We start from the raw sequence: 22233 nt of genomic DNA, 5'->3' as shown, positions 1-22233 counted from the left end.
CCGGGGTTTACCACGCAAAGCCCAAAGGTCAACGCCCCCGCGCCCCTTAGCCGCCCCGCTGCACCGGTGTCGCCCGCCGCCCGGCCGGAATCGCCTTGCGCCCGGTCAGATGCTCGTGCTCTTGCAGGGCAAACCGGTCGGTCATCCCGGCAATATAGTCCGAGACAATCCTGGCCAGCGCCACCTCGGTCTGGGCCGCGTCCACATCCTTGCGCCATTGTCGCGGCAACAGCTCGGGCTGTTCCATGTAGACAGCGAACAGCTCGCGCACCACGCCTTTGACATAGCTGCGGATTTCCACCACCTCGGGGGCGCGATACATGCGATGAAACAGGAACTCGCGGATAACTTTCAGGTCTTCCCACAAAGGCTGCGAGAATTGCACCATCATCCGCCCGCCATGGCGCACGTCCTCGACCGATTGAGGGTTCAGATCATCCAAATTCGCCTTGGTGGTGGCAAGCACGTCCTCGACCAGCACGCCAAAGAACCGGCGCAACGCCTCGTGGCGACGACGATAGTAGTTCAAACCGGGATAGCACTGATCCACCTCGGCAAAGCAGCCATCCAGAATGGGCATCTCGGCCAGCTCGTCGGTTGAAAACAGCTCGGCCCGCAGCCCATCATGCAGATCGTGGTTGTTATAGGCGATATCATCGGACAAGGCGGCGATCTGAGCCTCGGCGCTGGCATGGGTGTGCAGCTCCAGATCATGCCCGGCATTATACCCGGCCAGGGCCCAGGGAACCTCGCCCGTCACCGGCCCATTATGCTTGGCGATGCCTTCCAAAGTCTCCCAGGTCAGGTTCAGCCCGTCCCATTCGGCATAGTGCCGTTCCAGCGCCGTCACGATCCGAATGGCCTGCGCGTTGTGATCAAACCCGCCATAGGGTTCCATCAATTCAGCCAGCTCATCCTCGCCCGTATGACCAAACGGTGTGTGCCCCAGATCATGGGCCAAGGCGATGGCCTCGGTCAGCTCCTGGTTCAACCCCAGCGTCCCCGCCATGGTCCGCGCCACCTGCCCCACCTCGATGGAATGGGTCAGACGGGTGCGAAAATAATCACCCTCATGTTCGATAAACACCTGGGTCTTGTGCTTCAGCCTCCGAAACGAGCTGGCATGAATGATCCGGTCCCGATCCCGATGAAAACACGACCGAAATGCGCTTTCGCTTTCGTCATACAACCGTCCGCGACTTTTGCGCGGATCCGATGCAAATGGGGCTGCCATGCCTCAAGAGTCCTTAACTGGTGCTTGTCGCCTGTCCTAACCAAACCTATATTCCAACCCACCCGCCAATAAAACCGTGCAGGAGCACCAAATTCATGCAATTGCCCCCCAAAGTGACCGAGCGCGCCTTTGATCGTCTGTCCGAGATCGGCGCAGCGACCCAAGGCCAGGCCCTGCGCATCGCGGTCGAGGGCGGCGGCTGTTCGGGATTTCAATATGAAATCAAACTGGACACCCCCACCGAGGATGACCTGATCCTGGACAATGGCGCGGAAAAAGTCGTGGTCGACAGCACCTCCCTACCCTTCCTGGCCGGCGCCACCATCGACTTTACCGAAGAACTGATCGGCGCGCGTTTCGTGATCGACAATCCCAATGCAACCGCCTCCTGTGGCTGCGGCACCTCCTTCTCGATCTGACCTTCCCTTTCTTTGCTCCTGCAAATACTCAATTGCCCGGCCTGACCCACACGCCGCACTGGGCTCTTGCGCGCTCCCCTCTCTTGGGGCCATACATCCCGCAGACCCGAACGGAGAGCCGCCATGAAAATCGCCACCTTCAACATCAACGGCATCAAGGCGCGCGTGAAAGCGCTGGGCGATTGGCTGGACGAGGCCCAGCCCGATGTCGCCCTGTTGCAGGAAATCAAATCCATCGACGAAAACTTCCCGCGCGAGATGTTCGAAGAGCGCGGCTATAACGTCGAAACCCATGGTCAGAAAAGCTTCAACGGGGTGGCGATCCTGTCCAAGCTCCCGCTCGAGGATGTCACACGCGGCCTGCCGGGGGATGACAGCGACGAACAGGCCCGCTGGATCGAGGCCACGGTGGTCGGCAAAACCGCGATCCGCCTGTGCGGGCTCTATCTGCCCAATGGCAACCCGGTTGAACTGAACGCCGATGGCACGCCCGTCGAAGGGGGCAAATACGCCTATAAACTGGACTGGATGAAACGCCTCAAGGCCCGTGCCGAACAGCTTTTGGCGGATGAAATACCCGCGCTCATGGCCGGGGATTACAACATCATCCCCCAGGAAGAAGACGCCAAACGCCCCGAGATCTGGCGCGAGGATGCCCTGTTTCGCCCCGAAAGCCGCGCGGCTTATCGCGAGATCCTGAACCTGGGCTTTACCGAGGCCTTTCGCGCCCGCACGCAGGGCCCTGGGCATTATTCCTTTTGGGATTATCAGGCCGGGGCGTGGAACAAGGATGACGGCATTCGCATCGATCATTTCCTGCTGACGCCGCAATGTGCGGACTTGCTGCGCGATTGTCAGATCGACCGCGGTATTCGCGGGCGCGAAAAACCGTCGGATCACGTGCCGGTCTGGGTCGAGCTGGACGCCTGAGCCTTAGGCGCGGCGCGTTTCGTCGTGCAGGTACAACCAATCGAATTGATGCAGCATTTTACCCGGAGCGATCGCACCGCCCAATTTCAGCGCAGAATGGGCGGCAAATCGCAGCGGCCCAAACCCCAGATGGTATTTCCACGCATTGCCCGAAGCCGCATCAATCACCTTGCACGCTCGGGCCCGGCGCCGCGTTTGATAGGCGGCAAGGCCTGCGTTGGGGTCGTCAGTTTGTGACAGCTCCTCGGCCAGGGCCCAGGCGTCCTCCAGCCCCATCGAGGCCCCCTGCGCCAGAAACGGCAGCGTCGGATGCGCCGCATCGCCCAGAATTGCGGTGTTTTCACCGAACCATTGACCCGCAACCGGGTGGCGGAACAGCCCCCACAGTTTGACATCCTCGACCGCGGCCAGCATTTGCTGCACCTCTGGCCCAAAATCCGCAAAAGCTGCACGCAGATTGTCTGCCGAGTCGCTGTGTGTCCAGCTTTCCTCGACCCATTGCTGGCGTTCCTGAACAGCGACGATATTGACCAGCTGCCCCTTGCGCAGAGGATAGCTGACCACATGGCGCCCCGGTCCCATATGCACCCGTGCGACAGGGGGCAGCTGCAGGGTGTTGGGAATCGTCGCGCGCCAGGCAACCTGTTTGGTAAAGAAGGGCTGATCCGCGCCGTTCAGCGCCGTGCGGGTTGGCGAATGCAACCCATCCGCACCGATCACCAGATCCGGATGCAGCACGGTACCCGATTTCAGCTGTACCTCGGGGCGCGATCCGGGGACCACCTTGTCGACATGCTGCAACAGGCGGATCTTCACACCGCAATCCCGCGCGCCTGCGGCCAACAGATCAATCAGATCGGCACGGTGTACGAAAAAGTAGTTCCGGTTTTTCAACTGGGTCAGATCCAACCGGGTGACCTCGCCCTTGCGAAAATCACGCAGCGATACAGCCTGGGCCTGAACGGCGGTTTCGGCCAAGCCCTGGCCCAACCCTAGCGCGTCCAGAATGGCGAATCCGTTGGGGCTGATTTGCAGCCCCGCGCCGACTTCGGTGATCTCGCAGGCTTGTTCCAGAACCGTGACCGAGGCCCCGCGCATCGCCAGGGCGCGCGCCACGGCCAGACCGGCAATCCCAGCGCCGATCACCACGATTTTCATCCCCAACAAACTCATATCACCCCTGATGAATTGAAAAACGCCGAAGGAAACCCCCGGCGTTTTGGATTTCTTCTTCCGTTTGGCCCGCAGACCGGGCCAATGCCAGACCCGGTGACTTAGTCGTCGCGGTGGACTTTTTCACGGCGCTCGTGACGTTCCTGAGCCTCCAGGCTCATGGTCGCGATCGGACGCGCGTCCAGCCGTTTCAGGCTGATCGGTTCACCGGTGACTTCGCAATAGCCGTATTCGCCCTCGTCGATCCGACGCAGGGCCGCATCGATTTTCGAGACCAGTTTGCGCTGGCGATCCCGGGTGCGCAATTCCAGCGCACGGTCGGTTTCCTCGCTTGCGCGGTCAGCAATGTCGGGGATGTTCCGGGTGCTGTCTTGCAGCCCCTCGATCGTGTCACGGCTGTCGGCCAGCAACTCGGCTTTCCAGTCGTGCAGTTTACGCCGGAAATATTCCAGCTGGCGTTCGTTCATGAACGGTTCGTCTTCCGCCGGACGGTAGTCGTCGGAAATAATAGCTTCCGCCTTCATTTTTCTTCCCTCATCCAGGTCCATCTTCGTCAAGGCATTATGATCTGACATTATGGTACCCTCCCGACGCCGGATTTACCCCAAGATATTAGCATTGTCACTACCCATATACGCTATAGATTGCGGCTCACTTATGATCACGCTACTGTGCGCCCTGAACAGGGCAGAAGGGTGAAGACTCCATGAAATTTCAGGGCACAGATGCGTATGTCGCCACGGATGATCTGAAAGTGGCCGTAAATGCCGCCGTAACGCTGGAACGACCGCTTTTGGTCAAGGGCGAGCCCGGCACAGGCAAGACCGAACTGGCCAAACAGGTGGCCTCGGCGCTGGATCTGGAGATCATCGAGTGGAACATCAAGTCCACCACCAAAGCCCAACAGGGCCTCTATGAATATGACGCGGTCAGCCGCCTGCGCGACAGCCAGCTGGGCGAAGAGCGCGTTCATGACGTGAAAAACTACATCAAGAAGGGCAAGCTGTGGCAGGCCTTCGAGGCGGACAAGAAGGTCGTGCTGCTGATCGATGAGATCGACAAGGCCGACATCGAGTTCCCCAACGACCTGCTGCAAGAGCTGGATAAGATGGAATTCCACGTCTACGAGACCGGCGAAACCATCAAGGCCGCGCTGCGCCCGATCGTGATCATTACCTCGAACAACGAAAAGGAACTGCCCGACGCGTTTTTGCGCCGCTGCTTCTTCTTCCACTATATCCGTTTCCCGGAACCCGAAGTGATGAAGAAGATTGTCGAAGTTCACCATCCGGGCATCAAGGAAAAGCTGCTGACTACAGCGCTGACCCAGTTCTATGAAATCCGCGACACCTCTGGGTTGAAGAAGAAGCCCTCGACCAGCGAAGTTCTGGACTGGCTGAAATTGCTGCTGGCCGAGGATCTGTCGCCCGAGGACCTGAAGCGCGACGGTGCCAACGCGCTGCCCAAACTGCATGGGGCGCTGCTGAAAAACGAACAGGACGTCCATTTGTTCGAACGATTGGCGTTCATGGCGCGCGGACAGCGTTAAGGGCGGATTGCCCTTGTTCTAATCCACTCCGGGGGGCAGGATAGCCGTATGAAGAAACTGCTGATCGGCCTTGCTGCATCTGCCCTGCTGGCCTCTTGTACGCCCGCCGGGACCGTCGCCACAACCCGCGCCGCACAATCCCTGCCCCCGATGAAAAGCTTTCAGGGTCAGCGCCTGGAGCGACCCCGGGCCTCGAACAGCGATATCGCGCGGGATTTCATGGATTTGGCCTTTCGTCTGGAATCCGGGCGCGATTTGCAGGTTTTCACCCGGTTCGAAGGCCCGATCACCCTGCGCCTGACCGGCAAGGCACCTGCCTATCTGAAACGGGATCTGACGCGCCTGCTGGCCCGTCTGAAGGCCGAGGCCGGGATCGAGATCACGCTGACCGAGGCCGCAGATGCCTCGATCACCATCAACGCGGTGCGCCGTCGAGATATTCAGCGCCATTTGCCGCAAGCCGCCTGTTTCGTGGTGCCCAATATCTCGGATATCTCGGAATATGCCCGCGCGTCGCGCCAACCGAAAACCGATTGGCTGCAACTGCGCGACCGCAAACAGATCGCGATCTTTGTGCCCGCAGATTCCGCACCACAAGAGCTGCGCGATTGTCTGCACGAGGAATTGGCTCAGGCTCTGGGACCGCTGAACGATCTGTACCGGCTGCCCGATTCCGTGTTCAACGACGACAATATCCACACCGTGCTGACCCGCTATGACATGCTGATCCTGCGGGCCTACTATGCGCCCGAGCTGCGCAGCGGCATGCGCCGCGCCGAGGTCGCCGCCCGCCTGCCCGCGATCTTGGCACGCCTCAATCCTGCGGGACGGTCCCTGCCCTCGCGCCCGTTGCGCGACACGCCGCGCCGCTGGATCGACGCCATCCAATTGGCGCTGGGCCCCGGCACGCCCCCCGTTGCGCGCCATGCGGCGGCGCGGGACGCGCTGGCCATGGCCGAGTTGCAAGGCTGGACCGATCACCGGCGCGCCTTTTCCCATTACGCTCTGGGCCGCCTGACCCAAGGCGTGAATGCCGAGCTTGCTCTGTCGCATTTCCGGGCCGCGCAGACATTTTACACGCGCTCGCCTGTGACCCAGTTGCATGCCGCCCATGTTGCCGCGCAGCTGGCCGCCTATGCCCTGACCGAGGGCAATGGCGAAGAGGCTCTGCTGCAAACTGGCCCCTATCTGGCCGTCGCGGCCCGCCATGAAAACGCGGCGCTATTGTCCACGCTCTTGCTGCTGCGCGCCGAAGCCCTAGATCTGCTGGGACGCAAGCAAGAGGCCGAAACCGTCAGGCTGGACAGTCTGGGTTGGGCGCGATACGGATTTGGCTCGGATAGGGCGGTTCGCACGAAGCTGAATGAAATCACGGCCTTGTCCCCGCTGAACAGAGGAAACGGGCAATCATGATCGTCATCGCAGGTCTTATTCTGGGTATCATCGTCGGCATTCTGCGCGCCAAGGCGCGTGGTGGGAACGGCAAAGACATGGCGCAGCACGCCGCCGTCTATGCAATTTTGTTTGCCATTATCGGCCTGTTCATCACCATCATCATCCATCGGCTGGCGGTCTGACCCATGTTTCTGCCCTTCTTTGAAAATCTCAGACAGACCGGCGTCCCTGTGTCGCTGCGCGAATATCTGAGTTTTCTGGAGGCAATGAAGGCGGGCCTGGTCACCTATGACGTCGAGGGCTTCTATTATCTGGCGCGCACCGCCATGGTGAAAGACGAACGCAACATCGACAAATTTGACCGCGCCTTTGCCACCACTTTTGAAGGGCTGGACCAGATCAAGCTGGGCGAAGTTCTGGACGCCATCGACCTGCCTGCGGATTGGCTGGAAAAGATGGCCGCAAAACACCTGAGCGAAGAGGAAAAAGCCGAGATCGAAGCCCTGGGCGGCTTCGAAAAGCTGATGGAGACGCTCAAGCAGCGACTGGAAGAGCAAAAAGAGCGTCACCAGGGCGGGAATAAATGGATCGGCACCGCAGGCACCTCACCCTATGGCGCGCATGGCTATAACCCCGAAGGCGTGCGGATTGGCCAGGAAAAAGGCCGCCATGGTCGCGCGGTCAAAGTCTGGGATAAGCGTGAATTCAAGAACTTAGACGATACAGTTGAACTGGGTACACGCAATATCAAGGTCGCACTGAAACGCCTGCGCCGCTGGGCGCGCGATGGCGCCCATGACGAGCTGGATATGGATGGCACCATCCGCGCCACCGCCGAACATGGCTATCTGGATGTGCAAACCCGCCCCGAGCGGCGCAACGCGGTGAAGGTGGTGCTGTTCCTGGATGTTGGTGGCTCGATGGACCCGCATATCAAGGTCATGGAAGAGCTGTTCTCGGCCGCGAAATCCGAGTTCAAGCATCTGGAGCACTTCTACTTCCACAATTGCCTGTACGAGGGTGTGTGGAAGGACAACCGCCGCCGTTGGGACGAACAGATGCCCACATGGGAGGTGCTGCGCACCTTTGGCCCTGATTATAAATGCATTTTCGTGGGCGACGCGTCGATGTCGCCCTATGAAATCCACTATCCCGGCGGTGCCAACGAGCATTGGAACCCCGAGGCCGGTGAGGTCTGGCTGGAACGGGCGCGCGATCAGTGGCCCTCGAATTTGTGGATCAACCCGGTGCCTGAACGCTATTGGGCCTATACTCAGTCGATCAGGATGATCCAGGATATCTTCGAGGACAATATGGTCCCCATGACCCTGGAAGGCCTGGAAAAAGGCATGAAAGAGCTGACGCGCTAGACCTCAAACAGCCGCCCCGGCCCCCATCCAGTTGCGTCGACACCGGCCAGCTTGAGCATGTGCCACAGTAACGCCTGGTTCGAACTGATCACGGGCAGACCGGTTTCGCGCTCTAGCTCCTGGAGGATCCCGAAGGTACGCAGGTTGGTACAACTGACAAAAATCGCCTCGGGCTTTGCATCAACTACAGCGTTTAATGCCATGTTTTTTGTGATATTTTCCTGAATACGCGCCACTGCCCTGTCCTCTTTGATCCGAAAACTGGTTTCGACCAATGTCTCGATCCCGTGCCCGGCCAGAAACAGGCGCATGGGCTGAGTCACGGACGGGACATAGGGCGATACATAGGCCACCGAGCCGACCCCAAGCGCCTGACAGGCTGCAACCACGGCTGTGATGGGGTTGGTCACCTTTGCCTCTGGATGTGCACCTTGGATCAGATCTGCGACAACCCCGGGCCCGATCACAGTGGCCCCAGAGGTACAGGCATAGGCGATAACATCCTGATCTTTCGGTAAAAGTGCCGCCGTTTCGGGCAACGCCGCTTCCATCAGCTTCAATGTGTCAGGGGTCACATCGGCATGGGCGGGCACGCGCGAATGCACCAGGCTGACGGGGCGATCCCGCAGAACAAGCCGGGCCTCGTTCTCGATCGTTTCGTCCGTGGACAGTACAATCATCGCCAAGCGCGCCAAGGTCCCATATCCGCGATCCAGTTCCATCGAGCTCTCCTGAGGTTTGAACCCAGCTTTGCCCGCCGATACAGCCCGGTCAATTCCATTTCAGGGCTTTTCATCCCGCCGGATGATCCCATATTTGCCTTATGTTGAAATTCACGCCCCTTTTGCTGGCTTTGCTGTATGCGGTCGCGATGTATCGCGTTTCAGCCTGGCGCACCAAGAAAGAGCTGAACGAGCGCTCGACCGAGTTGATGGACCCGGCCCTGACGCCCGTTCTGGACAGGCTGGCCGCCGCGCTGGAGGTGCCTCGGATCAAGGTTTACCTTTATGAGGTGGACCCGGTGAACGGGTTGGCCTCGCCCGAGGGCAAAGTATATCTGACGCGCGGGTTTTACCGGAAATTCCAGAATGGCGAGGTCAGCGCCGAGGAACTGGCCAGCGTCATCGCCCACGAGCTTGGTCATGTGGCGCTGGGACATACCCGGAAACGGATGATCGATTTTTCCGGCCAGAACGCGCTGCGCGCCGCGCTGGCGATGTTCCTGTCACGGTTCCTGCCCGGTGTTGGGGTGTGGATCGCCAATATGCTGACCACCTTGCTGGCCGCGCGCATGTCGCGCTCGGACGAGTACGAGGCGGATGAGTATGCCTCGGCGCTGATGGTAAAAGCGGGCTTTGGGACGGGGCCGCAGAAATCCTTGTTTACCAAGCTCGAGGATCTGACCGGCGCGCGTGCCGGCGCCATGCCCGCCTGGTTGATCAGCCACCCCAAAACCCCCAAACGCATCGCTGCGATCGAGGCCCACGAGGCAAAATGGGGCCTTACGGACTAAGCGCCTTGCCCAAACGTGGCAGCCGCGCCTTTTTCAACAGTTTGCGCATGTCCCATGTTTCGCCCGACAGTTGGTCGGCGCGCTGACGAACCGTTTCAACAGCATCACGCACCGCATCGGGCGCCTCGCGCCAACAGTGATACAGCAGCTCGTCCGGGGTTTGGCGCGACAGGCCTTCCTCGGCCAGGGTGTGTTTGGGAAAATCCTTGGCGTTCATGGTCACCAGCACATCCGCATGGCCCGCGATGGCCGCAGCCAAGACATGCACATCCGCAGGATCAGGCAAATACAGGCGGCTTTCCAGCGAGGGGGGCCAAGTCACCTCGGCCCTTTGCCACTGCGCCCGCACCAACGCGATTTCAGCGCGCGCCTGAGCCTCGCCGGTTGGGCCAAGTTTGCGCGCGGCGCGGGCCCATTCCTCGAGGATTCGCGCAGACCACAGAGGCTGAAAAGCCCCAGTGCGGGCAACGCCCAGCAGCACCTCGCGCATCACCGTGGGATACATCACACAGGTATCCAGCAGCACCTTCATAGGCGGAAAAACAGTGCCTTCAGATAACCGCTTTCGGCCAGTTGAGGCATCAGCGGATGGTCCGGCCCGGCATAGCCGGTATGGATCAGCTGGGCCGTGCGCCCCGCACGCCCGATCCCGCGGGTGCAGGCCCCTCGGAATTTGGTCAGATCCGCTGCATGGGAACAGGAACACAGGCCCAGATATCCCCCGTCGGCCACCAGGGGGGCAGCCAAACGCGCGATACGTTCATAGGCGCGCAACCCGGCCTCGAGCGCTTGTTTGTTCGGGGCAAAGGCGGGCGGATCACAAATCACCACGTCAAATTTTTCGCCCTCTTGCGCCAGCGCCGCCAGCAAATCAAAGGCATCGCCCTTGCGGGTGGCGAACCGATCCGAGGCCCCCATTTTCTGCGCGCCCATCTCGGCCAGCCCCAAGGCGGCTTCGGACCCATCAACCGCCAAAGCTTGCTTTGCCCCACCGGCCAAAGCGGCCAAAGAGAACCCGCCCACATGGCTGAACACGTCCAAAACGCGCGCGCCATGGGACAGGCTGGCTGCAAAAGCGTGATTGGGGCGCTGATCAAAGAACAGGCCGGTTTTCTGCCCGGCCACCAAATCGGCCATGTATTTGGCCCCGTTCATCGGCACGGTCAGAGGCGCTGTGGGCGCGACACCGATCACGGCGCCGGATTGATCATCCAGCCCCTCAAGCGCGCGGGCCCGTCCTGCGGCATTCTTCAGCACGTTGTCCACACCCGTTACCTGCACCAGCGCGGCCACCAGCGACTCCAGGCGCGCATCAGCCCAGGCGGCGTTCGGCTGCACCACGGCAGTGTCCCCAAAGCGGTCGATCACCACGCCCGGCATGCCGTCGGCCTCGGCGTGGATCAGGCGATAAAACGGTTGATCATAGAGGCGCTCGCGCATCTGCAGCGCCTTGGCGATCCGTTTGGCGAACCAATCCTGATCGATTTGCGCGGTCAGATCGCGATCCAGCATCCGACACATGATACGGCTGCCCGGCGTCACGGCAACAAGGCCGATATCCTTGCGCTCGGCGTCCTGCAAAACGGCGATCGAGCCCGCCGCCAACGCCTTGGTGCGTCGGTCGGTGACCATTTCATTGTCATAGACCCAGGGAAAACCGTGGCGGATGGCGCGGGCATTGGCCTTGGGTTTCAGGCGAACGGAGGGGAGCGTGTTGTCTGTCATGGCGCTGTCTTAGCCCGGTTCCCGCCCTGGGGAAAGCGCCGATCAATCCGGATTGCCCACCAAAATGAAGGGCGCCCAATAGGCCGGATGCGACCAGGCCGGATTGGCCGGGGCATCAATCATCGCCAGAATGGCCTGTTGCTGGGCTTTGGCGGCGCTGAGCGTAGGATCCGCCGCGCGGCGTGCAAACAGGTCGGTCATCAGGGCAACAGCCGAGCGGCTTTCGACCGGCCAATGCGACACCATCAGTGCTCGCGCGCCCGCATAGGCAAAGGCCTGCGCCAGGCCCGACAAGGCCTCGGCCCCCGGTTCATCCCCTACAGCAGTGTTGCATGCGGACAGAACCACCCAATCGGCGTTCAGCTTCAGCGCTGCAATTTCCGAGGCGGTCAACATGCCGTCCTCGCCCTGCCCTGCTGTCAGCGCCAGTGCGGGTTCTGTCAGCTCTTGGCCCGGGCGCACCATATCCCCGGCCACCAGACCATGCGTGGCGAAATACAAAACCCGGTAATCCGCAAGCGTCTCCTGTTTCAGCTGCGCTTCGCTGGCCGCAGATCGCGCCCGCACGGCCTGCGCTGCACTTGTTCCGACGGCCTTGGCGACCTCGCGGGCCTCGATCGCGGTTTCCGGCAAAGGCGCCAGCGCCCCGCGCAACCCGGTGCCTGCTACAGGCGCGTCGGAAAAGATCGGATCGGCAAAGCCCAGAAAGGGTTTGGGCGCGCGTGTGGTCTGACCATGCGACAGCTTCATCGCCGCCACCGAGGGGATCACGGTCATCGCGTGATGGCGCACCAACCAATCGGCCTGCGCCCGCTGGGACACGTCATTGCGCACCAGCAATTGCGGCGGTAAGGCAGTCAGCGCCCCGCGCAGCTCGACATACAGGTGATCCTTACCGGCCAGCACGTCCTCGATCACGCCGAAGGTCTGCTGATAAATCCAATAGGCCGCATAGAGAGAATATTCAGACTTTTCAGGTTGAGCGCGCTGTTTCAGGCTGATCCCCGACCGCAGCCCCATCCGCAGATCAATCGAGCCCCGCAGGTCCGAGATCGCGGCGTTGATGCTATCCTGGCCGAGCGGCATTTCCCGCCAGATGGCGGTGTCAGCCGTGACGACCAGTACAAAACTCCAGTCACTGGGCCGGTCGCCGACGTCAAATATCACCAGCGCCTCATCCGGGCCCAGCAGCGCCTGAGCCTCGCCAAGCGTCAGCGGATCGGTTGCATACATTTCCTCAAAAGGCAGATGCAGGTTACGCAACTGCGCGCCCAGATCGTTGATCTGTTCAGACAGCGCGGCCATTTCCCGGCGGATTTGCCGTTCAGCCTCGGGCTGGCGCTGGGCGCTGGGCAGGCCCGCGAAATAGGACATGTCGGCCTGCAACTGCCCCTGACGGCGCTGCATATCGGTAAAGCGGCGCATCAACTTGGCCTTTTCCCCATCCCCCTGTTCGACCCGCTGCGCCAATGTGGCAAACGCCGCGCGCGCCGCGCTGTCATAGTTCAGCTGCGCCAGCCGAAAGGCCTCTTGCGTGGCCTCAGCATCCGAGATCAGCCCGGAATCACGCATCTGAACCAGGCTGGTTTGCAGCAGGGACCGGCTGCCCTGGCCCGCGGCCTCGGCCTTTTTGGCCAGCTCCCAGGCGACGGCGATATTGCCCAGATCCTGCTCCATCGCGCCCAGATCCAGATAGGCTTTGCCGGTGAATTCATGTGTCGGCGACAGCAACCGCTCGCGCAACGCCACCGAGGCCCGCATATCCGCCATCGCGGCGTCAAATCTGGGCGTTCCCAGGGCCTCCCAGGAACGAGCCAGGGCGCGACGCCCCAGGAACTCGGCATATTGCAACAACTCCTGTCCAAAGGTCGGGATCAAGGCTGCGTGCCAGTCGTCCAGCACCTGCTCCATCCGCGCAATGTCGCGCAGATGATACAGAACCAACGCATATTCCCCCATCGTATAGATGGTTTCCGGGTGGTTTTCGGGATGACACGACCGCATCCGTTCGACAGCAGCTGCGTATTCGGCCGCAGCGCCTTGCAAATCCCCGGCATCTCGCAACAGACGTGCGCGCTCTTTGGACACGGCGCAGGCATAATAGGCGGTCTGGTCGGTCCCGGCCGCGTCCATGCGGGGCAAAACCGCATCAAACAGCGCCAAAGCCTCGTCTATATGGCCAAGCTGCTTGAAAATTCCGGCCGTATTGTACTGCCACAACATGGTTTTTTCGTTTTCCAGCCCCCAAACCGTTTCCGCAAAGCGCGAGGCCTCGAGCGCAAGCGGAAGCGCGTCATTGGAAAATCCCAAACGGGACAGATGCACCGCCAATTGCATCGCAGCATCCTGCCGGGCGGGGTGGAATTTGAAATAGTGCTCTTGCCAGATCTTATAGGCGTCTTCCATCTCGGCCAGCGCATCCCCCGTGCGCCCCTGCAAACGCATGGTGTTGGCCAGCGCCTGACGCAATCGCAACACCTTGACCTGTGTCGGCCCAATCTCGGCAGACAGTTTGGCGATCAACGGGTGTAAAACGGCCTCGGCCTGGGCGTACTCTCCTTGCTTGAAGTAGCCATCCATGATGGCTTCTTGCTTGGCCACATATTGTGACAGGGCCGTGTCCATCACCTGAGCCCCGCTGGGCGGCCCCAAGATCAGCAAAACAATGGTCAAAACTGTGCGCAACATGGTATGAAAATAGACAGGCGACGGCTTTCGGGTCCAGTGCCGAAGTATGACAAGTGCGGTCACGCGCGGCCCCTTGCGGTGTTATCGCTAACAGTTTATAGCGATCACATGATTGGAGAGGTCCGCATGAGTTTGCACCCAAAAGTTTCCGAAGTCACCGATCGCATCATCGCGCGCAGCCAGGACACGCGCTCGGCCTATCTGGAACGCATGCGCTCTGCTGCCGAAGACGGCCCGCGCCGTGCGCATCTGACCTGCGGAAACCAGGCCCATGCCTATGCCGCGATGGGCGATGCCAAGGCTAGCCTGACACAAGGGCGCGCGCCCAATCTGGGGATCGTGACCACCTATAACGACATGCTCTCGGCGCATCAGCCCTTCGAAGCCTATCCCGCGATTATCAAAGACGCCGCCACCAAGGCCGGCGCCACCGCTCAGGTTGCAGGCGGTGTTCCCGCGATGTGTGACGGCGTGACCCAAGGCCAGCTGGGGATGGAGCTGTCGCTGTTTTCGCGCGATGTGATCGCCATGGCAACGGGCGTGGCCCTGTCGCATAACACCTTTGATGCGGCGATCTATCTGGGTGTGTGCGATAAAATCGTGCCCGGATTGGTGATCGCAGCGGCGACCTTTGGCTATCTGCCCGGTATTTTCCTGCCTGCGGGCCCGATGACCAGCGGCCTGCCCAATGACGAAAAGGCCCGCATTCGCAACGCCTATGCCGAGGGTAAGATCGGCCGGGACAAGCTGATGGAGGCCGAAATGGCCAGCTATCACGGCCCCGGCACCTGTACCTTTTATGGCACCGCGAATTCCAACCAGATGCTGATGGAGTTCATGGGGCTCCACCTGCCAGGCGCCAGTTTTGTCACCCCCAACACCCCGCTGCGCGAGGCCCTGACCCGCGCGGGCACAGAACGCGCCGCGGCAGCTACGGCGTTGGGGAATGACTATACCCCGGTTTGCGATATCCTGGACGAGCGCGCCTTTGTAAACGGGATCGTGGGGCTGATGGCCACGGGGGGCTCGACCAACTTGCTGTTGCACCTGCCCGCCATGGCCCGCGCTGCTGGTATCCTTCTGACGATGGAGGATTTCAGCGACCTGTCCGCCGTGACCCCCTTGATGGCCAAGGTCTATCCCAATGGGTTGGCCGACGTGAACCATTTTCACGCCGCTGGGGGGCTGGGGTTCATGATCTCGGACCTGCTGAAACAAGGCTTGCTGCATCCTGATGTGCAAACCATCGCGGGCCCCGGGCTGGATCGCTATGCCCATGAACCCAAGCTGATCGAAGACGCGCTGATCTGGGATGACGCGCCGCGTGAAACCCTGAACGATAAGATCCTGCGCCCCGCCGCAGATCCGTTCCAGCCGTCGGGCGGCCTGTCGATGATGCAGGGCAATCTGGGGCTGGGCGTGATGAAGGTCTCGGCCGTGGCGCCTGAACGACGCGTGATCGAAGCCCCGGCCCGCGTGTTCCATACGCAAGACGCCGTCAAAGACGCCTTCAAAGCCGGAGAGTTCACCAGCGACACCGTGGTTGTCGTGCGCTTTCAGGGGCCAAAGGCAAACGGTATGCCCGAGCTGCACGGCCTGACGCCGACCCTGTCGGTTCTGCAAGATCGCGGGCTGAAAATTGCGCTGGTCACCGATGGGCGCATGTCGGGCGCGTCGGGCAAAGTACCCTCGGCCATCCATGTCAGCCCCGAGGCCGCGATGGGCGGCCCGCTGGCCAAGGTTCAAGACGGGGACATCCTGCGCGTGGACGCCGAGAATGGCGTGCTGGAAAACCTCAGCGCCGATTTTCAGGATCGCCCCGTGGTTCACGCCGACCTAAGCGCCAACGGGTTCGGCATGGGGCGCGAACTGTTTGACGTATTCCGCCAGGCTGTTGGCCCCGCCAGCGAAGGCGCCAGCTCGATTACATGAGGATGTCATGATAACACCCCAAGAAGCCTCCGTTTTTTCGCGCAAGCTCTGTGAAACCGCACCGGTTATTCCGGTGTTGGTGGTAGAAGACGCCGCGATCGCCGCACCGTTGGCGCAGGCATTGGTTGCCGGAGGGCTGCCTGTGCTAGAGGTCACGTTGCGCACCGAAAGCGCGCTGGATGTGATCCGTGAAATGTCCAGCGTTCCCGGCGGAATTGTCGGCGCTGGTACGGTTCTGACCCGCGCGGACGCCGAGGCGGCCAAAGCAGCCGGCGCGCAGTTTGCGGTCTCGCCCGGGGCGACTGATGCCTTGCTGAACGCCTGTGAAGAGTTGGACCTGCCGTTGTTGCCCGGGGCCGCCACGGCCTCCGAGGCCATGGCCCTGCTGGAGCGCGGCTATACCGTACAGAAGTTCTTTCCTGCTGAGGCCTCGGGCGGCGCGCCCGCTCTGAAATCGATTGGGGCTCCGCTACCACAAATCCTGTTTTGCCCAACCGGGGGGATCGGGCCGAAAAACGCGCAGGACTACTTGTCGCTCAGCAACACCCGCTGTGTTGGCGGCAGTTGGGTGGCCCCGGCGGATCTGGTCGCGAAACAGGATTGGGCCGCGATCGAGGCTCTGGCAGCAGCGGCATCAAAACTTTAACTTCGCCCCGCAATTATTTGCTTTAATTGCGAACTCTTCCCTTCCATCCCCCGCGACGCCGCGGGGTAGTGATCTGTTTTAACCCCATGGTCATCACGGCCGTCATGGGGTGATCCGGGTGGTCGTCAGCGTACAGGGCTAACAGAGCCTTGAGCGCCGGTTGCTGCTCGATCCCATCCGGCAGGCTGAGCGCCCAATCCAAAAAGATGGTGCGACACTCAGCGTCTCCGATGCCATCTATTCGATAAGCTTCGCGGACCAAGCCTTTGGGGTCATGTGGATTTCTTTCCATTCACGCCTCTTTCTTCGGGGTGAAATCCCGCGCCAGAACTGCCTGTATCACCTGTTCAGCTTGCGCCGTTTTGGTGGTCAAGGCCGTGCTCAGCGCTTCGATTTCGTCAAATCCGGTTTCGCGCAAAAGCATCTGACGACCGCCTTCTCCGACAACCTGTGGGTCCAGGGGTTTCGTGGTCAACAGCTTAGACACAAGTTGAACTTTCCAACATAAGTCATAGGAATTACAAAGAGTTTCCGACTCAGACTGGGTCAAAAAACCAGAAGTGACCGCGTGCTGCAGAGCGCCATGAACCGTATGCCCGTCAAAACTGGTCAGCAAGGCTCCGGTTTGGGCGATCAGCTCGATATCCTGCAGACGCCCCGGCCCGATTTTGGCGTCCCAGATCCCGTTTGGCGATTTTGCTTGTGCGATCCGCTCTCGCATTTCCGCCACGTCCTGCAACACCTTGGCCGCGTCCTGCGGCATCCCCAGAACCTCCGCCCGTGCGGCCAGAACCTCTTGGGCGACGAGGACCTCGCCCGCCACAGGGCGCGCGCGGGTCAGGGCCAGATGTTCCCACGTCCAGGCCTCGGATTTCTGGTATTCGCGAAACGCGTTCAGGCTGACAGCAACCGGGCCTTGCGTGCCCGAGGGGCGCAGACGCAGGTCGATCTCGTACAGGCGACCTTCGGACATCAGAGCAGTAACCGAGGTCACCATGGCCTGCGTCAGGCGCGCATAATAGGCGCGTGTCGCCAACGGGCGTCGGCCCTCGGAAAAGTCGACGCCATCAGCGTCATAGATCACGATCAAGTCCAAATCCGAAACCGCGTTGATGCGGCCCGCCCCCAACGAGCCCATGCCCAACAGCATCGCCCCCCGGCCGGGTTGGTCCCCATGTTTCTTGGCGAAATTGGCGACAACAACGGGCCAAAGCGCGGCCAGCGCCGATTGCGCCAGATCCGCATATTCGCGCGAGGCCCTGTCAGCATCAATTAGTCCGCGCAGGTGGTGCACGCCGATCCGGAAATGCCATTCCTTGGCCCAGCGGCGGGCCATGTCCAGCTTGCGTTCGTAATCCTGTTCCTCGGCCAGACGGGAGGACAATTCCTGGGTCAGCGCCTCAACTCCGGGCCAATCCGAAAAGAACGACCCGCCGATCACCGCATCAAAAACCGAGGCATGGCGCGACAGGTGTGCCGACAGCGCGGGCGAGGTCCCGGCAATGTCGATCAACAGGTCGATCAGCTGCGGATTGGCTTCGAGCAGCGAAAACACCTGAACCCCGGCGGGAAGGCCCGACAAGAACCCGTCCAGGGCCGCCAGCGTTTCGGCCGGTTTGGCGGTGCCTTCGACCCGCCGCAACAATTCCGGGCGCAGACGTTTGAAAATCTCGACCGCGCGTTCGGACCGCAGCGCCGGATAGCTCTGCCAGCGTTGCAGGGTTTCGGCATCCAGTTCGACCGAGGTCTCGGCTTCGGGCTTGGCGGCATCGGGGGCAAAGAATCCCTCGGTGACCTCGTGGACCTCCTCAAGACGGGCGCGCAGCTCGGCTTTTAGGGCGTCGGTATCGGTGCCCATGAAACAGGCCAGCCGGTCGAATCCCTCGTCCGATTTCGGAAGCTGATGGGTCTGCGCGTCATTGATCATTTGCAGGCGATGTTCGACCTCGCGGTGATAGCGATAGTGCCGGGTCAGGGTTTCGGCCGCGTCTTCGGGAATCCAGCCCTTTGCAGCCAAGGCCGCCAGTCCCGGCACCGTGGCGCGCATCCGCAGATCAGGGTCCCGCCCGCCCGCAATCAACTGGCGGGTCTGGGTGAAAAACTCGATCTCGCGGATACCACCCTGCCCCAACTTCATGTTGTGGTCATACAAAGACAGCGCCCGGCCTGTGCCTTTGTGTTCGCGGATTCGCAGGCGCATGTCATGGGCATCCTGAATGGCGGCAAAATCCAGATGCTTGCGCCAGACGAAAGGCCGCAAAGTTTTCAGGAACCCTTCACCGGCTTTAATGTCGCCAGCGGCCGCGCGGGCCTTGATATAGGCCGCGCGTTCCCAAGTGCGCCCAACGGATTCGTAATAGGCCTCGGCCGCGGCCATCGCCATACAGACCGGCGTGACCGACGGGTCCGGGCGCAGACGCAGATCGGTGCGGAACACATAGCCATCGGCGGTGACATCGTTCAGCAGGCCGCTCATTTTCCGGGTGGCGCGGATGAGCGCGGCGCGAACCTCGAAATAGTCGTCAGGGTCGTAGCGGGTTTCATCAAATAGGCAAATCAGGTCGATATCCGAGGAATAGTTCAGCTCGAACGCGCCGCCCTTGCCCATGGACAATGCAACCAGACCCGCAGCCGTAGGGATGTCATCCTCGGTGGCGCCGGGCAGTTTCTTGCGCTTGATTTCAGCGGCCACGGCGGCCTTCATCGCCACATCACAGGCTAGGTCCGCCAAACGAGACAGCGCCCCCGTGACATCCTCAAGCACCCAAACCCCCGCCACGTCACACAGCGCAGTCAGCAGGGCCACCCGCCGCTTGGCCTGGCGCAATCCGGCAGGCAGGGACTCGGCAGGCATGGCGCGAATGTCGTTGAACACCTGTTCCAAGGCCTGCTCGGGGGACTCCAACGCTTCGGGCAACCACGCGGCCTCTTTCTCCATTAGACGTTTCAAATAGGGGCTGCACCCGGCGGTGCCTGCGATCACCTCGGCCACTTCGGGGCGAAAATCGGGGAACAGCGCCAGCGCCTCGGCACCGCGATCAGAATCAAAAGGACGGGGCGAGCGGGTCAGTCGTGCAGCGAAAGTCATGGCCGCAAGATGCGCCCGCGCGCGGGGCTGGTCAATGCGGCAAAGACAGGAAATAGTGCGACCAATCGGATTTAGGAGAACGCCATGAGCAAGAGCCTGAAACGCGTGGCCCGCGCGTTAGAAGAGCTGGGGATCGAGACCGAAATCAAAGAGCTGGGCCTGGCCCGCACCGCGCAGCAAGCCGCCGACGTGGCCGGGTGCGCCCTGGATCAGATCGCGAAATCCATGATCTTTCGCGGCGAGGAGTCGGGCGAGGCGATCCTGTTCCTGACGGCGGGCGGCAATCAAGTGGATACAGACAAAGCCAGCGCCGTTGCGGGCGAGCCTCTGGGCAAGGCCGACGCGGCGCTGATCCGCAAACAGACGGGCTTTGCCATTGGGGGGGTGGCGCCCGTGGGTCATTTGAACCCGATCCGCGCGTTTTTGGACCCGCGATTGCTGGAATTCCCCACAATTTGGGCCGCAGCGGGCACGCCGCACCATATTTTCGAGCTGGATTCAGCAAAACTATCAGAAATAACTGGCGCGCAAGCTGCTGATTTTACGTCATAATCCAAAATAATGTAAAAAACCTTCACATCACCCCTTGCGGATCAGCCGCCCAACCCCAATCTGTTATAATGTGAAAGACATTCACATCGCAAACAACACAATGGAGAAGCTGATGACACCCGCCGCCGCAACGACCGCACCGACCACCCACCGCATGGGTTGGCTTTCGCGTACCGAGGCCTGGTTGGACAGCAAGGGAAAAGGCGCCTGGATCGCTGCGATGGTCCTGGGATTCGTCTTCTTCTGGCCTGTCGGTCTGGCCCTACTTTTCTATATGATCTGGAGCAAACAAATGTTCGGAAAAAACTGCACACGTCGTAATTCAGTCACCCGCCATGGGTTCCACGCCATGAAATCCTCGGGCAACGCCGCCTTTGACGCCTACAAGGCCGAAACCCTGCGCCGCCTGGAAGACGAACAAGACCAGTTCGAAACCTTCCTGCAGCGTCTGCGCGAAGCCAAGGACAAGGCCGAGTTCGACCAGTTCATGGAAGACCGCGCCCGCAAGGCCGCTGATGACACCGAAGAGCGTGAAGACGCCTGATCCAAACGTCCCCCCGACTGGCCCGGAGCAATCCGGGCCTTTCCCCTGCCCCTTTGACGGACCCAGAAACATGACCTCGTGGCAATTGCCTGATCCCCAAACCCAACCGGAATTTTACGAAGATGTCGCGATGAAGCGCCTGTTTGCTTTTGTCGTCGACAGCATTCTGATTGCGCTGATCACCGTGGCGATCCTGCCGCTGACTGCCTTTACCGGGATCTTCTTTTTCGGGTTCCTGATGGCGATCGTGGGCTTTGTTTACCGTGTGATTTCGCTGGCCACCGGATCGGCCACCCCGGCCATGCGCCTGTTCGCCATTGAGTTCCGCGCCTCGGACGGCAGCCGTTTCGGCCTGGGCCAGGCATTCCTGCACACGGTGGGTCTGTGTATCTCGTTCGGGATTCCGCTGATCCAGGTTGGCTCGGCCATTTTGATGGCCACGACCGAGCGCGGCCAGGGTGTGACCGACTATGTCATGGGATCGGTCGCGATCAACCGACCGGCGCGATACTGACACACTGTTAAGCGGGTTTCCTCCTGACCCCTTGGCGCATCGGGATTTGGTTGCTATCTTTTTGCGACTTCACTGATTTTCGGACCCGATGCGCCATACTTTACCCCTTGCCCCCCAGTTCTATGTGACCGCGCCCCAACCCTGCCCCTATCTTGAGGGCCGGATGGAGCGCAAATTGTTTACCGCGCTGCAAGGCCAGGGCGCCAAACAGCTGAATGACAGCCTGTCAAAGCAAGGCTTCAGGCGGTCCCAGAATGTACTGTATCGCCCCTCTTGTACCGATTGTTCCGCCTGTATGTCCGCGCGTGTGCGGGTCGAGGCGTTCAGCCCGTCGCGCTCGCAACGGCGGGTGATCAAGCGCAACAGCTATCTGACGCGCCGCGCGACTTCGCCCTGGGCCACGGAAGAGCAGTTCGACCTGTTCCGTAGCTATCTGGATGTGCGCCATGCGGATGGCGGAATGGCCGATATGGATGTGTTTGAATTCGCCGCCATGGTCGAGGAAACGCCGATCCGCACCCGCGTGATTGAATATACTGACGCCGCAACCGGCGAGCTGATCGCCGTGTGCCTGACCGACATTCTGGATGACGGGGTCAGCATGGTTTACTCGTTTTACGACCCCGAGCGCGAGCGCGACAGCCTGGGCACCTATATCATTCTGGATCACATTGAAATCGCCCGCGAGGCCGGCCTGCCCTTTGTCTATCTGGGCTACTGGGTCCCCGGCAGCCCCAAGATGGGCTATAAGGCGCGGTTCAAAGGGCTGGAACTGTTCGTGAAAAACGAATGGGAACCGATGCGCGGCGAAGACCACTACAAATCCGAGCTCCACCCCCTGTCCACCGACCCGATCGCGGATCAGGTGGCCAATATCTCATTGCCCGATCTGCGCTAGGGTCTCTGATCCGAGCAAAGCAAAAGCCGCCCCGAAGGGCGGCTTTCTTTTTCTACGGAGGCC

22 protein-coding genes are annotated in these 22233 nt (G+C 61.0%); 13 read left to right on the top strand and 9 right to left on the bottom strand.

The genetic code is table 11. The annotated features are described in order from the left end of the window. Positions 1–46: 46 nt before the first annotated feature. Complete coding sequence (locus tag ACXADQ_RS15335; protein ID WP_475322581.1) at positions 47–1234, bottom strand: deoxyguanosinetriphosphate triphosphohydrolase; 1188 nt, start codon at positions 1232–1234, stop codon at positions 47–49. Between the two features lie 95 nt (positions 1235–1329). On the opposite strand from ACXADQ_RS15335, the gene ACXADQ_RS15330 reads away from it, so the two are divergent. Further along, positions 1330–1653, top strand: coding sequence for a HesB/IscA family protein (locus tag ACXADQ_RS15330; RefSeq protein ID WP_475322577.1), 324 nt, complete (start codon positions 1330–1332; stop codon positions 1651–1653). Positions 1654–1776: 123 nt separating this feature from the next. Then, entirely contained in the window at positions 1777–2583 is an 807-nt protein-coding gene (gene xth / locus ACXADQ_RS15325) for an exodeoxyribonuclease III (protein ID WP_475322575.1), read from the top strand. Between the two features lie 3 nt (positions 2584–2586). On the opposite strand, the gene ACXADQ_RS15320 is transcribed toward xth, so the two are convergent. Together ACXADQ_RS15320 and dksA are read right to left on the bottom strand one after the other, a co-directional pair. Then, the gene (locus tag ACXADQ_RS15320) at positions 2587–3756 is read right to left on the bottom strand and encodes an FAD-dependent oxidoreductase (RefSeq protein WP_475322571.1); all 1170 of its coding nucleotides are present in this window, start codon (positions 3754–3756) and stop codon (positions 2587–2589) included. Positions 3757–3857: 101 nt separating this feature from the next. Next, positions 3858–4280, bottom strand: a complete 423-nt coding sequence (gene dksA / locus ACXADQ_RS15315) for an RNA polymerase-binding protein DksA (RefSeq protein ID WP_475322568.1) — start codon at positions 4278–4280, stop codon at positions 3858–3860. Between the two features lie 182 nt (positions 4281–4462). On the opposite strand from dksA, the gene ACXADQ_RS15310 reads away from it, so the two are divergent. Genes ACXADQ_RS15310 through ACXADQ_RS15295 form a run of 4 tightly spaced genes read left to right on the top strand, consistent with a single transcriptional unit; the run spans position 4463 to position 8070 of the window. Next, positions 4463–5305 (top strand): AAA family ATPase, encoded by an 843-nt coding sequence (locus ACXADQ_RS15310; RefSeq protein ID WP_475322565.1) that lies wholly within the window; start codon positions 4463–4465, stop codon positions 5303–5305. Between the two features lie 48 nt (positions 5306–5353). Next, entirely contained in the window at positions 5354–6718 is a 1365-nt protein-coding gene (locus ACXADQ_RS15305; protein ID WP_475322563.1) for a DUF2927 domain-containing protein, read from the top strand. Beyond that, the gene (locus tag ACXADQ_RS15300) at positions 6715–6882 is read left to right on the top strand and encodes a hypothetical protein (RefSeq protein WP_475322561.1); all 168 of its coding nucleotides are present in this window, start codon (positions 6715–6717) and stop codon (positions 6880–6882) included. The genes ACXADQ_RS15305 and ACXADQ_RS15300 overlap by 4 nt, the downstream gene beginning before the upstream one ends. Positions 6883–6885: 3 nt before the next feature. Further along, on the top strand, positions 6886–8070 hold the full coding sequence (locus ACXADQ_RS15295; RefSeq protein ID WP_475322558.1) for a vWA domain-containing protein: 1185 nt from the start codon (positions 6886–6888) through the stop codon (positions 8068–8070). Here ACXADQ_RS15295 and ACXADQ_RS15290 read toward each other — a convergent pair. Continuing rightward, the gene (locus ACXADQ_RS15290; protein WP_475322556.1) at positions 8067–8792 is read right to left on the bottom strand and encodes a maleate cis-trans isomerase family protein; all 726 of its coding nucleotides are present in this window, start codon (positions 8790–8792) and stop codon (positions 8067–8069) included. The two genes, ACXADQ_RS15295 and ACXADQ_RS15290, sit on opposite strands and share 4 nt — an antisense overlap. A gap of 101 nt (positions 8793–8893) precedes the next feature. On the opposite strand from ACXADQ_RS15290, the gene ACXADQ_RS15285 reads away from it, so the two are divergent. Next, a complete protein-coding gene (locus ACXADQ_RS15285; RefSeq protein WP_475322554.1) occupies positions 8894–9583 on the top strand; it encodes a M48 family metallopeptidase in 690 nt (229 codons plus the stop codon). On the opposite strand, the gene ACXADQ_RS15280 is transcribed toward ACXADQ_RS15285, so the two are convergent. Genes ACXADQ_RS15280 through ACXADQ_RS15270 form a run of 3 tightly spaced genes read right to left on the bottom strand, consistent with a single transcriptional unit; the run spans position 9573 to position 14059 of the window. Further along, positions 9573–10115 (bottom strand): RSP_2648 family PIN domain-containing protein, encoded by a 543-nt coding sequence (locus tag ACXADQ_RS15280; protein ID WP_475322550.1) that lies wholly within the window; start codon positions 10113–10115, stop codon positions 9573–9575. The two genes, ACXADQ_RS15285 and ACXADQ_RS15280, sit on opposite strands and share 11 nt — an antisense overlap. Further along, a complete protein-coding gene (locus ACXADQ_RS15275) occupies positions 10112–11308 on the bottom strand; it encodes an RSP_2647 family RNA methyltransferase (protein WP_475322546.1) in 1197 nt (398 codons plus the stop codon). The genes ACXADQ_RS15280 and ACXADQ_RS15275 overlap by 4 nt, the downstream gene beginning before the upstream one ends. A 42-nt stretch (positions 11309–11350) precedes the next feature. Then, a complete protein-coding gene (locus ACXADQ_RS15270) occupies positions 11351–14059 on the bottom strand; it encodes a CHAT domain-containing protein (protein ID WP_475322541.1) in 2709 nt (902 codons plus the stop codon). A 63-nt stretch (positions 14060–14122) separates the two neighbouring features. Here ACXADQ_RS15270 and edd point away from each other — a divergent pair, with 63 nt between their 5' ends. Both edd and eda read left to right on the top strand, forming a co-directional pair. Continuing rightward, positions 14123–15928 (top strand): phosphogluconate dehydratase, encoded by a 1806-nt coding sequence (edd, locus tag ACXADQ_RS15265; protein ID WP_475322537.1) that lies wholly within the window; start codon positions 14123–14125, stop codon positions 15926–15928. Positions 15929–15935: 7 nt separating this feature from the next. After that, complete coding sequence (eda, locus tag ACXADQ_RS15260) at positions 15936–16574, top strand: bifunctional 4-hydroxy-2-oxoglutarate aldolase/2-dehydro-3-deoxy-phosphogluconate aldolase (protein ID WP_475322533.1); 639 nt, start codon at positions 15936–15938, stop codon at positions 16572–16574. 22 nt (positions 16575–16596) lie between these two features. On the opposite strand, the gene ACXADQ_RS15255 is transcribed toward eda, so the two are convergent. Together ACXADQ_RS15255 and ACXADQ_RS15250 are read right to left on the bottom strand one after the other, a co-directional pair. Next, positions 16597–16866, bottom strand: a complete 270-nt coding sequence (locus ACXADQ_RS15255; RefSeq protein ID WP_475322530.1) for a hypothetical protein — start codon at positions 16864–16866, stop codon at positions 16597–16599. After that, complete coding sequence (locus ACXADQ_RS15250; RefSeq protein WP_475322525.1) at positions 16867–19662, bottom strand: bifunctional [glutamine synthetase] adenylyltransferase/[glutamine synthetase]-adenylyl-L-tyrosine phosphorylase; 2796 nt, start codon at positions 19660–19662, stop codon at positions 16867–16869. It abuts the gene before it with no gap. An 84-nt stretch (positions 19663–19746) separates the two neighbouring features. Here ACXADQ_RS15250 and ACXADQ_RS15245 point away from each other — a divergent pair, with 84 nt between their 5' ends. The 4 genes from ACXADQ_RS15245 (at position 19747) to ACXADQ_RS15230 (ending at position 22170) form a co-directional block, all read left to right on the top strand. Continuing rightward, the gene (locus ACXADQ_RS15245) at positions 19747–20214 is read left to right on the top strand and encodes a YbaK/EbsC family protein (protein WP_475322521.1); all 468 of its coding nucleotides are present in this window, start codon (positions 19747–19749) and stop codon (positions 20212–20214) included. A 112-nt stretch (positions 20215–20326) separates the two neighbouring features. Further along, positions 20327–20758, top strand: a complete 432-nt coding sequence (locus ACXADQ_RS15240; RefSeq protein ID WP_475322516.1) for a DUF2852 domain-containing protein — start codon at positions 20327–20329, stop codon at positions 20756–20758. A gap of 70 nt (positions 20759–20828) precedes the next feature. Beyond that, the gene (locus ACXADQ_RS15235; RefSeq protein ID WP_475322513.1) at positions 20829–21272 is read left to right on the top strand and encodes an RDD family protein; all 444 of its coding nucleotides are present in this window, start codon (positions 20829–20831) and stop codon (positions 21270–21272) included. Between the two features lie 88 nt (positions 21273–21360). Continuing rightward, complete coding sequence (locus tag ACXADQ_RS15230; protein ID WP_475322509.1) at positions 21361–22170, top strand: arginyltransferase; 810 nt, start codon at positions 21361–21363, stop codon at positions 22168–22170. Positions 22171–22233: the final 63 nt, after the last annotated feature.

It is taken from the genome of Thalassovita sp. ABM4_323 (genome assembly GCF_056158665.1).
This window is presented reverse-complemented; position numbering and strand designations above follow the sequence as displayed.